This window comes from Novosphingobium gossypii (genome assembly GCF_050433305.1).
In the GTDB taxonomy this organism is placed as follows: domain Bacteria; phylum Pseudomonadota; class Alphaproteobacteria; order Sphingomonadales; family Sphingomonadaceae; genus Novosphingobium; species Novosphingobium gossypii.
In genome coordinates this window covers 324,370-339,517 of record NZ_JBNPXM010000002.1, presented here as the reverse complement: position 1 = coordinate 339,517, position 15,148 = coordinate 324,370, and the positions used below count along the sequence as shown (strand labels likewise).

Sequence of the window (15,148 nt, the reverse complement as noted above, 5' to 3'; positions counted from 1 at the left end):
TCCACCGTCCGCGCCCTTCTTGCGCAAAGGGCATTGCGGACGGTCAGCCGCTGCGAACCTTGCCGATGGCCCGCACCGGATAGGATTTATCCCCCCGCCGGCTCCAGCGTGACCAGCGCCACATCGTTGCTGCGCATGGGCACTTGGACGGTGGCGATGCCGTTACTGCCCACGCGTACCAGCTTGTCCTGCCGGGGCGTGTCGGCGGTTTCCTGTTGCAACTGCGCCAGTTGTGCGGGCGAAAGCGCGGCGGGCAGGCCCATGTCGATGTAGGCCGAAAGCGGATCGTTCAGGCGATAGCCGGTCTTGCGAACCTGCAACCGATAGCTGCCCTTTGCGACATGGTTGAAGCGCAGCTTCACCGGCTTTCCGGGCGTGGCGGGCACCTGCCGGGTGTAGAAGGGGCGGTTGCTGACGGCCTGCACCGGCTGCTGGAAATCCCAGACCAGCGCGGCGATGCGGCGCCCGTCGCGTGATGCCATGGTTTGCGCGTCGGCAGTGGGCAGCGCCTGCCCCCGGATCGCGTTCAGATACTTGTAGGCGAACCATGCAGGCTTGCGGATGCCTTCGCGGTTCATCAACCCGAACCCGCCGTGGAACGGCGTTGGCGGCGGGCCGGATTCCTCGAACAGGTCGCTGTAGGTCCAGTAGCTCATGCCCTGCGCCAGCCCCTGCGTGCCCTTCAGCTTGTTGAGGATGTAAGGCGCACTGACATAGCTGTCGTGCACGAAATCGCGCGGGGTATAGCTGGTGCTCCATTCGGTGAAGAACAGCGGAATTCCGGGATAGGCGGACGCCTGGATTTCCGCGCGAACCTTGCGCACATCGCCGACGATGGCATCGGGATCGGGGGAGAGCTTGGTGTCCTCCTTGCCCTGTTCGTCCAGAAAGCCGCCGCTGACCCCATAAGTATGGGTGGCGACGAAATCGACCGGCAGCTTGCGGTCTGCGGCGTACTTCAGGAATTCCGGCACCCAGGCCGCGCCGGCGGTGGCGGGCCCGCCGATGCGCAGCGTCGGGTCGATCGCCTTGATGGCCTTGGCCGTATTCGCATAGAGATCGAAGTACGCCTGCTGGTCCGCCTTTTCCCAGAAGCCGTCGAGGTTCGGCTCGTTCCACACCTCGAAATACCAGCTGCGCACCTCCTCCACGCCGTAACGCGCGCGCAGATGCCTGACGAAGGCGTCGATGAGGTCGGCCCACGGTTTCGCTTCGGGGTGCGACGTGTTGCCCTTCCAGTAGAACAGCCGATGCTCCGACGTGCGCAATGCCGCCGGGGTCCAGCCCAGTTCGACGAAGGGCTTCACCCCCTTGGCCAGCAGCCCGTCGTAAAGGCGGTCCACCCCGGTCCAGTCGTAGACGATCCTGCCATCCACCTTGCGCACGGTGCCCAGCAGGTCGTGGAAGATGTCGTGAAAGCGGACGTAGCGAAAGCCAAGCTCCTGCGCCGCAACCTTGAGCTGCGCCTGACTGTCGTCGCGGATCAGGGTACCGGGGAAGTCGGACCCCACCGATAGATCGAAGAATCGGTCCACCGGCCCCGTCGACGCGGAGACATCGATGGCGATCTCCCGCGTGTCGGCCGCCATTGCGGGCTGGACCGATGCAGCAACGGCAAGGGCGACAAGGCTCAGCTTATACATTCTACCTCTCCATCCACGTCTTCCGGTGGCCCTCAGACCAGTCGGTTGGTGCGGATCAGTTCGCGATACCAGTCGGCGCTGAGCTTGGGTGTGCGCTTCAGGGTCTTGAAATCGACGTGGTGGATGCCGAACAGCTTGGTGTAGCCATCTTCCCACTCGAAGTTGTCCATCAGGCTCCACAGGAAGTATCCCTCCACCGGATAGCCTTCGCGCGCGGCGCGTTGCAGATGGGTCAGGTAATTGCGCAAGTACATCACGCGGTCGGCGTCGTAGACCTTGCCATCCTTTGCCACCGGATCGTCGGCGGAGCAGCCGTTTTCCGAGATGTAGATCTTCTTCGGCTGCCACAGTTCGCTGACGGTCCGCACGCCCCAGTACAGCGCCTCGGGCCCGACGTAGAGCCAGGGTGAGGCCATGCGCGGAGAATTCGCCAGATGCGGCAGGATCTCGTACCCCGTAGGCGTATCCGCCGCGCGCACGAAGTTGGGGGTGTAGATGTTGAGCGAGACGAAATCGAGCGCGCTGCCGATCGCCTTCATGTCCCCGGCCTTGACCTTGGGCGCATTGGCGCCCTGCGCGGTCAGGTAGCTGTCCAGATAGTGGCCTTCCATGATCGCGGTGAGGAACATGGCGTTCTCTTCGCGCATGGCCTTCTTCGTCGCCTCGATATGCTCGGACGTTTCGATGGCAGGGACGAAGATCGTCGCATTGTCGGCTATGCCCACTTCGGTGTCGGCGCGGGCGCCCGCGCGGATCGCCTGCACGCCAAGGCCATGGGCAAGCACCCCGTGGTGCCGGATCTGGTTCACCTGATCCATCGGCAGCTTAAGGCCCGGCGCCTTGCCGCCGGTCATGTACGAAAGATCGGTGAAGCAGCGCAGTTCGTTCACCGTCATGATGTGCTTCACGCGGTCCGACACCTTGCCCGCCATGTAGCCCGCATAATCGGCAAAGGCATAGGCAGTGTCGCGCGACTGCCATCCGCCCTTCAGGCTGGTGGGCAGATCCCAGTGGAACAGCGTCATGTGCGGCTGGATGCCCGCCGCCAGCAGGCCGTCGATCAGGCGATTGTAGTAATCCAGCCCCTTCTGGTTCGGCTTGCCCCGCCCTTCCGGGAAGATGCGCGACCATGCAACGGAGAACCGATAGGCTTTGGCACCCAGCGCCTTCAGCAGCGCGATGTCCTCTTCATAGCGGTGGTAGCTGCCGCACGCGATGTCGCCGGTGCCGCCGTCGGTGGTCTTGCCCGGCGTGTGCGAGAACACGTCCCAGTTGGTTTCGCCGCGCCCGTCTTCCTTCACGCCGCCTTCGATCTGGTAGGCTGCGGTGGCGCAGCCCCAGAGGAAGTCGGCGGGGAATGCCAGTGCATCGGCAGCGCCGCCCGCCGCGCCCGGTGCGGTGGCGGGCAAGTTCTGTGCCCCTGCTCCGCGCCCGCCCAGCGCCGCGCCCAATGCGGCAGCGCCAAGGCCCATGCCCAGTTGGCGGCGGTTGATTCCGGTCATTCACGATACTCCTGAAATGTCTTGCCGATGCAGGCTCACTGCCCGCCGATGACCCTGACGAGGCCACCCAGCGCCTGCCCGGTGGGCAGCGGCTGGCGACTGGTCAGCTTGCCGGTAGCGTCATCCCACACCAGTTCCGCCTTCTTGCCACCGTTCCTGCCGCGATAGGCGTTGGTGGTGCCATCGTCGTCGTAAAGCGTGAAGGTGGCGTTCGCGCCCGGATAGACGCGGATGCTTTCCAGCGGCTGCTTCGTGGCAGTGCTGTCCACCTGCGCGCCGATGGGGATGATCGAGCCAGCCTTCACGAAGACCGGGATCTTCTCGATCGGGGTGTCCACTTCCACGGTCTGGCCGCCCTCGAACCGGCGGTTGGTCCAGTAGTCGTACCACGCAGTTCCGGCAGGGAGGTAGACCGAACGCTTCGTCTGCCCCTGTTCCGTCACGGGGGCGACGAGGAACGCCTTGCCCAGCATGTATTCGTCGCCGATGGTGGTGACCTTGGGGTCGTTCGGAAAGTCCATGAACAGCGCGCGCATGAACGGCGCGCCGGTTTCATAGGTGCCATGGCCCAGCGAGTAGAGGTAGGGGATCAGCGCATAGCGCAGCCGCAGCCAGTCGGCCAGGATCGGCTCTGCCGCCGTGCCATAGTCCCACAGCGCGGTGCCGGGCCGCTGGCCGTGAATGCGCAGGGTCGGTGTGAAGACGCTGTATTCGAACCAGCGCACGAACAGTTCGGGATAGTCGGTATACTCCGGACCCATAGCCGTGGCGCCTGCCGGATCGACCAGCACCGGATGCTGCGCCTTGGGCCCTTTCGGCCACTGCCAGCCGCCGATGTCGCTGCCCCAGTAGGCAAGGCCCGTTGCAGTGAAGCCCAGCCCCGCCGGCACCTGCCGCTTCAGCGCATCCCAGGTGGACTTGACGTCGGACGACCAGAACAGCCCGCCCGTCCGCTGCGAGCCGAGATAGGCCGCGCGTGACAGGATCAGATTGCGGAAATTGGGCCGGTCCCGCTCGGAACCCGCCGCGACGCCGCTGGTATGCACCAGGGGGAACAGGTTGTGATACCGGTCACCCGAGCCGATCGAGTAGAAGTAGCCGTCGGGCACAAGGTCGGGCTCCGTTTCGTCAAGCCAGAACCAGTCGAAGCCTTCGGACGCGATGTTGTCGCGCAGCTTGCCCCAGAACCACTCGCGCGCGTCGGGATTGGTGCTATCGATCAGTGCCCCCGCGCGATCGAAGCGTACCGGCAGGCCATCGACGACGTTGCCGTCCTTGTCCTTGAGCAGCCAGTCTTTGGCGGACAGCATGTCGAAGTAGCGCGATTCCCGTTCGAACCGGGGCCAGACGCTGATGATGGAGCGCATCCCCATCGACTTCAGCTGATCGTTCATGCCCTTGGGATCGGGGAAGTACGTGCGATCTATGTCCAACTGGCCCATGCGCGACCAGTAGAACCAGTCCAGCACCATGACGTCGATCGGCAGCTTGCGCTGGCGATAGCCCTGCGCGATGTCGAGCAGTTCTTTCTGCGTTTCGTAGCGCGCCTTGCTCTGGATCAGGCCGAAGGCGGCCTTGGGCGGCAGCGGGGTCTGTCCCGTCAGCCGGGCATAGCCTGCGTAGAGTTCGTCAGCGGTCTTGCCGGTGATAACGAAGAACGACACCCGTTCGCCCACCTGCGACTGGAAGCGGGTGCTGCCGTGCAGTCCCGGCCACACCGTGGTGCGCGCCGGATTGTCCCAGACGATGCCGTACCCTTTGTTGGTGACAAGGAACGGCACACAGACCGTCTCGCCCGCAGGCGCATCGTAGTTGTGGGCGCAGTCGATCTGGCGGCCCTTCAGGTCGAGCGTCCCTTCCTGGTTCTGGCCCAGGCCATAGTAATGCTCGTCAGCAGGGGCATCGAACGTCGCTCCCATCTTGAAGGTCTTTTCGCCGTTGACGGTGACGGGCGCCATTTCCCAGCCGGTCATCTTTGCCAGCACGGCGCCGTCCGCACCCTTTACCGAAAGGCTGACGGGCGGCAGCGACGGCGCGAAGTAGCGCTGCATCATCGTCGGTGCGGGTGGATAGGGCTGCGCGTCGATCGTCAGCGTCAGCGCGGAAGAGGAGAACACGTCACCGGAGGCATCGGTGCGATGGCTCCACCCGGTGGCGTCAGACTTCGCGTTCGGCCCCTCGCCCGGCGCGGCGCTGGCCAGCGCAGGGTCCAGCGCAATCGTCACGCGCACGATGTTCGGCGCATAAGGCTCAACCGCCACGCGGCTGCCGTTGCGGTCAAGCAAGGCCATCGGCTCCGCAAGTGCAGTGCTGCCCGTCAATGCCATCCACGAAAGCCCCAGCGCCATGCCCGCTTTGCGCAGACCGGTCCGGCGTGCAATTGCCCCGTTCTTCATAACCCTTGCTCCCTTCTACTTGCCGTGTCCAGCCCGATCATCACGGATACACGCTCGCGACAGCAACGCCCTACAACAGGACAGCGTGACTGCAGCGCGTTACCGCAACTTCGACGATGAGCCGACCACCACAAGGAACCCTCTTCTGCGATTCGCCCGGCGATGGTCCATGCCCTGCCGCTGCGAATGCTCACCCTCCATGTGGTATCGCTATCACGTTGACCTGTCGAGGGAGCGCAAGCGTTTTTCTCAGAGTAAATAGTCGTAGATGGAGGGCCGCGACCGGCCTACTTCTTCGCGGCTGCGCGATGGCGTGGGCGGCGGCGGGGTGCCGCATCCGACTGGCGGCGAACGAGTTCGTAATCCAGCAGGACGTGCGGCGTTTCTTCCCCCCCGTTCTCCGCACCATCTGCCGGTCTTGCGCTGCGCAGATGGCGCACCATCAGATCGACCGCCGCGCGCGACATGTCGCTGATGGGTTGGCGGATGGTGGTGAGTTCGGGCCAGATCGTCGTCGCCAGCAGCGTATCGTCGAAGCCGCAGACGGTCAGGTCGCCGGGCACATCCAGCCCGCGACGGTGCGCCACGGCGACGGTAGCGGCGGCCATGTCGTCGTTGCTGGCGAAGATGGCGGTCGGCGGTTCGGGCAGGTCGAGGATCTGTTCCGCTGCGTCCAGTCCGGACCGATAGGTGAAGAAGCCCTGCGAGATCAGCGCCGGGTCCGGTTCCAGCCCGGCTTCGGCCAGCGCCGCCGCATACCCTTCATAGCGCAGTTCGCTGGCGCGCTGGTTGGGGTTGCCCCTGATGAAGCCAATCCGCGAATGGCCAAGCGCGATCAGGTGGCGCGTCATTTCGGCCCCCGCCCGCCGGTCGTCGATGCTGACCACCGCCGTCCCCCTGCCGGAGGGGCTGGTGGCGACCGAAATCGAGGGAATCCCGGCATCTTGCAACGCTTCCACCATCTCAGGCAGATCGCAAAGCGGGGGCGGCAGGATGATCCCGTTCAGCCGCCCCCGCTGCAGATGCTGCACAAGATCGGCGATGGGCGAGCCTTCCTCAAACTGCTCAACCAGCAGGTGGACGTTGTGCCGGCTGGCCTGTTCCAACCCACCCACCAGAAACTCGCTCAGGTAGGACGAGGACGGGTTGCTGTAGAGCAGCCCGATCCGCATCTCCTCGCCCCCCGCGAGCGAACGAGCCGCCGCGCTGGGCGCGTAATTCAGCGCGTCTATCGATCGCTGTACTTTCTCCCGCGTGGATTCGCGGACCGAATTACGGTCGTTTATCACGCGCGATACAGTCATCGGCGAGACGCCGGCATGGGCGGCCACGTCGCTGATTGTTGGAACATCACGCTGTCGCCGCGATGCTCTGGGCGGTTTTCCCGCAGTCTTCTTTCGGTCCGGCATTTCACGCTTCTGAACCATGGCGAAGCTCACGGCAACATCAGGGATGAAACCGCGAGACTTCGACACTATGCTTTGCGGGTCAGCCCAGCCGGTAAAGCAGGCTTCCATGAGCGGGCAGTCGTGCCGACAGCGAGCTACTGGCCTGCCCAAGGTCACGCCGCGCCCAAAGATCACGCACGGCAACCGCGCCCGACGCCCCGACCGCCGCCAGCGGCACGGAGACGTCACGCGCGTCCTTCCCAAGGTTGAACACGGCTAGATAACGCGCCTTGCCATCCTCGCTGGCGGCCGACCATACGCGCAGGCCATCTGCCAGGAAGTGCGGTCGGTTATCGCGGCTGGCCTGGTTTACGGCCAGCACTTCGGGGTTGGTCAGCAGCGCCAGAGTCGATGCATCGAGGTGGCGCAAGTCGCCGCCCATGATGAGCGGCGCGCGGGTGATCGACCACAGGCTCATCAGAGTACGCTGTTCGTCCGGCGTGAAGCGGGTGTCGCGATCACCCAGCGCAAGGCGGCCCAGCGGCAGCATGTCCGGGTCCGGCCATGAGCCGGGCCCACGGAACGGCGTCCAGTTCTCCAATCGGGTGAACTGCGCTTCCAGTTGCGGCCATTCGTCCCAGAAGTCGTCAGATATGCGCCACATCTGCGCATGGCGGCGCACATGGTCTCCCCGCAGCACCGGCGTCTCTCCCGGCGACAGGCTGAGCACGATGGGCCTTCCGCACCGCGCGATCGCCTTGGCCGCAGCCTCTATCTCGGGCGCGTGGGCATCGTAGGGGCGGCTCATGTCATCCATCTTGACGAAGTCCACGCCCCAGGACGCATAAAGGCGGAACAGGCCGTCATAATATTCCTGCGCGCCGGGCTTGCTCATGTCGACGCCATACATGTCCGGGTTCCACGAACACACACTGGATGTATCGGCAATGTCGCGCGCGCGCAGGTTCGTGCCCAGCACCGGCAGGTTCAGCTTCACCGCCTGCCGCGCGATGCCGCGCATGACGTGGATGCCGAACTTCATGCCCATGGCGTGGACTTTGTCCGCCAGCGGGCCAAAACCCTTGCCGTTCCGCGCAGACGGAAACCGGTTGGGGGCGGGAACCAGCCGCCCATGCGCGTCGAGCGCCGGGACAGGGTTCGAATTGTAGGTGTAGCTGCTGGCCTCCGGTTCGTACCACTGGATGTCGACCGTGAAGACGTCATACCCGAAGGGCAGCAGCTTTTCGCGCATGATGGCCGCCGTTTCCAGCGCCTGCGCTTCGGTGATCGTGCCGGCAAAGCTGTTCCAGCTGTTCCACCCCATCGGCGGGCGCAGGGCCAGCGACCCGCCACCCTCCTGCGACCGCGCCACCCCCGGCATCAGCGCCGCTGCCGCCGGAGCCATGGTCGCGCCAAGCAATGCCGTCCGCCTTGAAACTCTCACGCCCGCTCTCCGTCTGCTAATCATTTAGTCAGACTATTAGGGAAAACATGCGTGACGGCAATCGCTCAATTCGCGGCAGCGGATCACGGTTCGCCAAAGCGCGCCCGCGATCCGCTACAGGCTCAGGCGATTTCCGGCAGCTGGGCTGGAGTATTGCCGGGGCCGCCGTTGTAACGCCCGAATTCCTGCTCGTAACGGCTGGTCAGAAGCCGCTGCTTATCTGCCGGTACGTTGCGCACGACGTCAGGGAACCAGCTGCTCTCCTCCTGATAGACATGCTGGAGGACCGCGCCCTGGATATGCTCCAGCTTGTCGCGCCATTCCCGGCTCATCGGATCGAGATTTTCCAGGATCGCCATATTGATTTTGGCGGCGGCCTGCTCCTCGTAGGCCATCGTCGTGTGCGCCTTGCTGCTGCCTTCGACCAGCGCGGGGTAGATGACGGCTTCCTCGGCATTGGCGTGGGCCATGAGGATTTCCGCCAGCCCGGCGGCGGCGGTGCGGCGCTCCTCGGCACCGTCGGCGTTGAGGGCGCGCTCGAAGGCCTGCTCTATCTGGCGGTGATGATCGATGATTTGGCCCAGCCAGTCATTGCCCTGGGCCAGCTGCAGCGCATCCCGCCGTGCTTCGGCCCGCTGTTCCTGCGAGGCCATTGGCGTGACGGCTGCGGCGATCTTGTCTAGAAGGGACATGGGTTCACTCCATCCTGCTTGTGACACGCCCATGGGCGCGCGGTTATACGTCTCGGCAAATGCCGGTCGGGGCCCGGATGTTTCGGAAAACTCACTCAGGTTGCTAAGGCGCAGCGGCCAGCGCCACGCTGTGGTTGGCCTGACGAAGCGGTTCGGGCCTCTGTATTGGAGTGAGGCGCGGAACCGCCCGCACAGGCCGTGCGACGCTGGCGCACCCGACCAACGAAGGCGCGGTTCAGGGCTGCTCGTCGAGCGAGAAGATACGCGCGGCTCCTGTCCACTTGGCATCCGGGCTGGCCCAGGGCAGTGGCCGCTGGACCGCGTTCATCTGCGTCTCCCATCCCTGCACCTGCGGGTCGGCGGCATCGGCCGCGGCCTTGGCGACAGGATCGAAGTCCGGCCCCGTCTCCATCACCATGACGAGGCGGTTGCCGCTGCGGTAGATCTCCATCTGCGTAATGTCCGCCGCACGGATGCTGGAGGTGATCGCAGCAGGTACGGCCCCGGCGGCGTGCCAGGCTTCATACCGGGCAATGGCCTCCGCCTCGTCGGCAAGGTCGATCAGCAGGACGTGGCGCATCGGTCGGTCAGGCTCCCTTCGTAGCCCGCGTCGGCAGGCATTCGGGGCCGATCGGGTCGAACGCCTTGTAGGTCAGGATGAACTCCTGATGGCCCAGCGATTCCGAAATGCTGCGCTCTCCCGCCGCGACGGCAAGCACGCGGTCGTAGATCTCGGCCCCCACCTGTTCCAGCGTCGCCTGTCCTTCCAGGATGCGCCCGGCGTTGACGTCCATGTCCGCGGCAAGGCGGCGCCCGGTGTCCGGGTTGGCGCAAATCTTTATGACGGGCGAAATTGCCGATCCCACAACGGACCCGCGCCCGGTGGTGAACAGTGTCAGATGCGCGCCGCAGGCGATCAGCTCCACGATCTCCGCGTTGTCCGAAATGTTGGGAAAGCCGAAGCGCGGCTCTCCGTCAGGGACCACGTCCAGCAGGTAGAGGCCGCCGGTGGGCGGCACGTCGCCGGGCTTCAGTATGCCGTCGATGGTGGAGGAGCCTGACTTGGAATAGGCCCCCATCGACTTCTCCTCCTGCGTCGTCAGGCCGCCTTCCGCGTTGCCCGGCGCAAAGCTGCCGAAGCCCATGATGGTGTAGTACCGCTCGGCCTTCTGTACGCACTGTTCGATCGCCACGGCAAGCTCAGGCGTGCGCGCACGGTTGGCCATGATCGTCTCGCACCCGACAAGCTCGCCCGTCTCCTCGAAGATGCACGCCGCGCCGTCTGCCACCAGCCGGTCGAAGGCACGCCCGACTGCCGGGTTGGCGGTGATGCCGCTGGTTCCGTCGGACCCGCCGCAGATGGTGCCCACCACCAGTTCCTCGACGCCCATCGCCACGCGTGGCACGTCCGCTATCGCCCCGCGCACCCGCGCCACGGCTTCCTGTCCCGCCGCGATGGTGGCGGCGGTGCCGCCGGTTTCCTGGATCACCAGAAGTTCGGCAGGCCTGCCGCTGGCCCGCGCCACCGCCAGCAGTCGCTCCCGGTTGAAGCTCTCGCAGCCCAGCGACACGATGACCAGCCCGCCCACGTTGGGATGCGTGGCGATCGCTTCCATCACTTTGGCGGCATAGGCGTTGGGATAGCAGCCGGGAAAGCCGATCAGGTGCACATCTGGATCGTCAGCCCGGTCGACGATGCGCCGCGCGACATGGTGCGCGCATTCGACCAGATAGGCCACTGCCACCACGTTGCGGATGCCCTTGCGCCCGTCCTGCCGGAGCCACGCCATCATGGCCGTTCGTCCAGTGCGGTGCGGGTGTGGCTGCTGATGTAGTCGCTTTTCATGTTGTGCATATGAACCCAGTCGCCCACCGCCACGCCCGTCGTCATCGACCCGATGGGCGCGCCGTACTTGATGACCTTGTCGCCCGGCTGCAACGCGGCGCGCGCCACCTTGTGGCCGATGGCGATGCCTTCGCGCGCGGGGATGGTGCCGCCTGACGCCGGCAGGATGTCCCCTGCCTCGATCGGACGGACGCAGATCAGCACGTTGTCGTCTGGATGGAGCAGTATCAGCCGCGCATCGTCCTGAAGCGTGGAAGGCTCTGCGTGCAGTGCTAGGTCCAGCGCGGGCCACAAGTCGTCCGGCAGCGGTGCCGACAACCGCGTCATGGTTTCCGCCACCTGCTCCGCCCCGACCAGTCCGGGGATCACGCTGGCGACAGCGCGATGGCGCAGCGGATACTGCAGCGCCGCTGCTGAAAGCGATACCCCCGCCCTTTCGCACACCTGCGCCAGTCGTCGTGCCCTGGCAATCATCGCATCGCTGGGCGCGGCATAGTCGAAATGCAGCGGCCCACCCAGATCGCGCGCCAGAATGCCGCTGTTGTAAGGGCCGCCAACGACGACCCTGACCCCGCGTTCGGCGCAGCGTTCCAGCAGCCGTTCGGCGCTGCGGTCCAGCAAGGTATATCGGCCCGCCAGCAGGATCGCGTCCAGCTCCACATGGTCGAGCAGCTCGTCGCAGATGGCGACTTCGTTGACGCCGATGCCGATCGCCCCGATCGCCCCGGCATCGCGCAAGTCCCGCATCGTGCGGTAGCCACCGTCAAGGAACGCGCGAAGGTGGCGCGGATGATCGTCGCCATGGGTCAGTTGGCCCAGGTCATGCGCCAGCAGGAGATCTATGCGCTCCCGCCCCAGTCGCGCGCAGCTGCCCTCGAAGGATCGCAGCACAGCGTCGTGACCATAGTCGAACACCGGCTCGAACGGATCGGCATCGACGAAGCCGTGCCGCTCTCCCTTCGCGTCGGTGGGAACCAGCAGGCGGCCCACCTTGGTCGAGACGACTGCCGCACCCTGCGGATCGCGCCGGGCCAGCATCGCACCAAGCCGCCGCTCGGCCAGACCGAAGCCGTAATGCGGGGCGGTATCGTAGTAACGGATGCCGGCATCCCACGCCGCGTCCAGCGTTGCGCTGGCCTGCTCATCATCCACCGCACGATACAGGTTGGCGATGGGCGCGGTGCCCATGCCCAGGATAGGCAGCGCAGCCCCGGTCACGCCGCGACCATGGGGTTGGCCGCTGTTTCTGGAAACGCGAGTCCGCTGGCCATCAGGACCAACGCCCGGCGACTGCCGCCTTTCACGCCCGCTTGTCGCATGTGCATCAGGCCATCCTCTCTCTTGTCCGGCCTGTTTCGTGACCGGATGCAGGCCGGCCGCTTTGCGGCTCGGCCTGCTCCTTCGGGGTGTTAAAAACACCCGCAGCCTGGATCAATAAGTAAGGCGCGCCGTGATGCTGATGCGGCGGTCGTTGAGGACCGAGGACTGCGGACGGCTGGGAATGCCGTAGTAGGTCCGGTTTTCCGTATCGGTCAGGTTCACGCCATCGACGGTCAGCGCGAAGTTCTCGTTGACGGTATACGTCACCGAGGCGTCCAGCTGGCCGCGCGCGGCGTTGAAGATCGGCAGTTCGCCGCTGCCGTTGCCGCGTGTAGTGACGACGTACTTGCTGCGCCAGTTATAGGCGACGCGTGCGGAGATCGGTCCCTTGTCGTAGAAGCCCATCAGGTTGTAGCTGTACTTCGACAGCTTCTCCAGTGGCACGATCAGGGCGTTGCCTTCGTTATCGGTCGCCGCCGGGCTGGGAGCCTTGCTGTCCACGTAAGTGAAGTTCGCCTGCACACCGAAGCCCGACCAGATGCCCGGTAGGAAGTCGAAGAAGGTGTTGCCGCCCACTTCGAGACCCTTGATCTTCCCGTTGTCACCGTTGAGCGGCCGGCTGACCGAAACGGTGAACGGACCATTGCCGAAGTCATACGTCTCATCGGTGGCGATATTGGCGATGAAGCCGTCCACCTTCTTGTAGAAACCGGCTGCATAAAGCGAACCGCTACGCGAAAAGTACCATTCCAGTGAGGCGTCGAACTGCTTGGCTTCGAGCGGCTTCAGGTAGGGATTGCCCGAGCTGGACGTGCGAATGCCGTTGCCGGGGTTGAGTTCGACGATATTGATGTTGGGATTCAGCTGCGAGAAGTCAGGACGGGTCAGCCCCTTCGACGCGGCCAGGCGCAACTGCAGGTGATCGGTGAAATGATAGCGCAGGTTCAGGCTGGGCAGCGCCTTGGTGTAGCTGCTGTTCACGCTGATCGGCACATAGCTGATCGGGCCGTTGGCAGGCAGGCCGCCCACCGTGGTCTGCGGCGTCTGCACGCTGAAGCCGTCGGTCGACACCTTCGTCTTGACCACGCGCACGCCGATGTTGCCATCCAGCGGGAAGCCTGCATCGGCAAAGTCGAACTTGGCCAGACCGTAGGCGGTGTAGGTCTTTTCACCCTGGGTGTTGCGGTCGCTGGGCACGTAGCCGACGCCGTCCAGAAGCGCCTGTCGCTGCGACGCATCGACGTAGGGCGCAAGCGCCTGCCGCGTGGCATCATAGTCCAGCACGATCCCGCGGTTGAAGAACACAGCGCCGTCCGGGACGCCCTGATAACCGCGATAGAGGTCGCCCCGGAACGGGCGGACTTCGTACAGGTTGTTCGCCAGCGCGCTGGTGCCGTAATAGGCGTAAGTGCTGCTGTCGGTGATGGCCGACCGGTCGGTATAACGCACGCCCGCCGACAACGAGCGCAGGATTCCGCCGTCGAACTTGTATTCGCCGTCCAGGCGGAAAGCGTATTCCTTGCCCACCGAACGTTCGATGTGATCGAGGTAACCGCCGCCCAGCGGGGCATAGTTGGCGATGTCGGTGACCGAACCGTTGCCGTTGGCCGGATTGCCGTCCGGCAGAATGTCCATCGTCGGCACGCCGCTGCCGACGACCTGATACAGCCGTTCCGCATTGGAATGGAGGATGACGATGGAGCGCTGGCCGTCAGTGACGCCGCGGATGTACTGGCCGTCAGCCTTGATCGTCAGGTTGCTGGTGGGGTTCCACTTGACGTTCAGCGACAGGTCGTTGGTAACCGATTTGCGGCGTTCCAGGCTGGTGTTGGAATCGATGGGCACGTTGACGAACGTGCCGCTGCGGAAATTGCCGTCGTCGTCATAGGTGAACGGCGCCGAGAAATCGGGCGTGATCGAATTGGTGCCCGTATAGGCGAAGAAGCTGTAATCGCCGTACTGGAACTTGTAGTCCGACCGCACGTACTCTGCGGTGACGAGCAGCGTATCGGTGGGCTTCCACTGCACCGCGACATCGGCGCCGATACGGCGGCGGTCACCCAGGTACTGACCGATGCCGACGCCATGGGGCAGATACGTCGGCTGCCCCAGACGACCCAGGCCCTGCGCGGTGGCATAGTCTGTGGGGTTGTTCGGGGCACCGTTCGCACCGACGGACTGGTCGAGCAGGAAGAACGGCTGGCTGCTGATCTGGTCCTGACGGAACGCGGTCTTCTGGTACGCCAGATCCACCAGGATGCCGATTTCGCCAATGCCGGTGTTCCAGCGATCCGAGAGCAGCAGGTTCGCCTGCGGCTTCGACTTGCCGTAAAGGTCGTAGTAGTTGACGCTGGCGCTGGCAGACGCCTTGAAGCCATCGAAATCGAACGGCTTGCGCGTGCGCAGGTTGATCAGGCCGCCGATGCCGCCTTCGATCAGGTCTGCCGACGGGTTCTTGTAGACATCGACGCCGGCAAGCAGTTCGGACGGCACGTCCTCCAGGCTCAGCGTACGGCCACCGTTCGCGGTGAACACGTCGCGGCCGTTTATTTCGGTACGGACCTGGCTGAGGCCGCGGATCGCAACCGCGCTGCCTTCGCCGTAGCTGCGTTCGATCTGGATGCCGGTGATGCGCTGCAGCGCTTCGGCGACGTTGCGATCAGGCAGCTTGCCGATGTCTTCCGCGACGATGGAGTCGACGATGACATCCGAATTGCGCTTGAGCGCCTGCGCGCTCGACAAGCTGGCGCGCACGCCGGTGACAACGATGTCAGACGCGGCCGACTGTTCCGGCTGCGTGCCGGTATCATCCTGCGCGTGAGCGGTGCCGCTGAGCGCGATGCTGGCAATGGAAATGCCAGCCAACAGCGCTGCACGGCGCGGCATGTGTGTCAAACGGATCATCAAACTTCCTCCC

At 64.8% G+C, this 15,148-nt stretch carries 9 protein-coding genes and 1 pseudogene; all 10 read right to left on the bottom strand.

Features of this window, described 5'->3' with window-relative positions; all coding sequences use genetic code 11:
- Nucleotides 1–86: 86 nt before the first annotated feature.
- Nucleotides 87–1,643, bottom strand: a complete 1,557-nt coding sequence (locus GGR40_RS07055) for a GH39 family glycosyl hydrolase (protein WP_429275505.1) — start codon at nt 1,641–1,643, stop codon at nt 87–89.
- A 32-nt stretch (nt 1,644–1,675) separates the two neighbouring features.
- A complete protein-coding gene (locus GGR40_RS07050; RefSeq protein WP_429275504.1) occupies nt 1,676–3,145 on the bottom strand; it encodes a GH1 family beta-glucosidase in 1,470 nt (489 codons plus the stop codon).
- 35 nt (nt 3,146–3,180) lie between these two features.
- Entirely contained in the window at nt 3,181–5,541 is a 2,361-nt protein-coding gene (locus GGR40_RS07045; protein ID WP_429275503.1) for a glycoside hydrolase family 31 protein, read from the bottom strand.
- 287 nt (nt 5,542–5,828) lie between these two features.
- A complete protein-coding gene (locus GGR40_RS07040) occupies nt 5,829–6,950 on the bottom strand; it encodes a LacI family DNA-binding transcriptional regulator (protein ID WP_429275605.1) in 1,122 nt (373 codons plus the stop codon).
- 79 nt (nt 6,951–7,029) lie between these two features.
- Nucleotides 7,030–8,334 carry a glycoside hydrolase family 27 protein gene (locus GGR40_RS07035; RefSeq protein ID WP_429275502.1) on the bottom strand — a complete coding sequence of 435 codons (1,305 nt, stop codon included), beginning with the start codon at nt 8,332–8,334 and terminating at the stop codon, nt 7,030–7,032.
- Between the two features lie 161 nt (nt 8,335–8,495).
- The gene (locus tag GGR40_RS07030) at nt 8,496–9,065 is read right to left on the bottom strand and encodes a hemerythrin domain-containing protein (protein WP_429275501.1); all 570 of its coding nucleotides are present in this window, start codon (nt 9,063–9,065) and stop codon (nt 8,496–8,498) included.
- A 235-nt stretch (nt 9,066–9,300) separates the two neighbouring features.
- On the bottom strand, nt 9,301–9,645 hold the full coding sequence (locus GGR40_RS07025; RefSeq protein ID WP_429275500.1) for an L-rhamnose mutarotase: 345 nt from the start codon (nt 9,643–9,645) through the stop codon (nt 9,301–9,303).
- A 7-nt stretch (nt 9,646–9,652) separates the two neighbouring features.
- Nucleotides 9,653–10,858 carry a UxaA family hydrolase gene (locus GGR40_RS07020; protein ID WP_429275499.1) on the bottom strand — a complete coding sequence of 402 codons (1,206 nt, stop codon included), beginning with the start codon at nt 10,856–10,858 and terminating at the stop codon, nt 9,653–9,655.
- Nucleotides 10,859–11,166: 308 nt separating this feature from the next.
- Nucleotides 11,167–12,099 (bottom strand): annotated as a pseudogene (locus GGR40_RS07015) (aldo/keto reductase); the annotation flags it as partial.
- Nucleotides 12,100–12,342: 243 nt separating this feature from the next.
- On the bottom strand, nt 12,343–15,135 hold the full coding sequence (locus GGR40_RS07010) for a TonB-dependent receptor (protein WP_429275498.1): 2,793 nt from the start codon (nt 15,133–15,135) through the stop codon (nt 12,343–12,345).
- Nucleotides 15,136–15,148 lie beyond the last annotated feature (13 nt).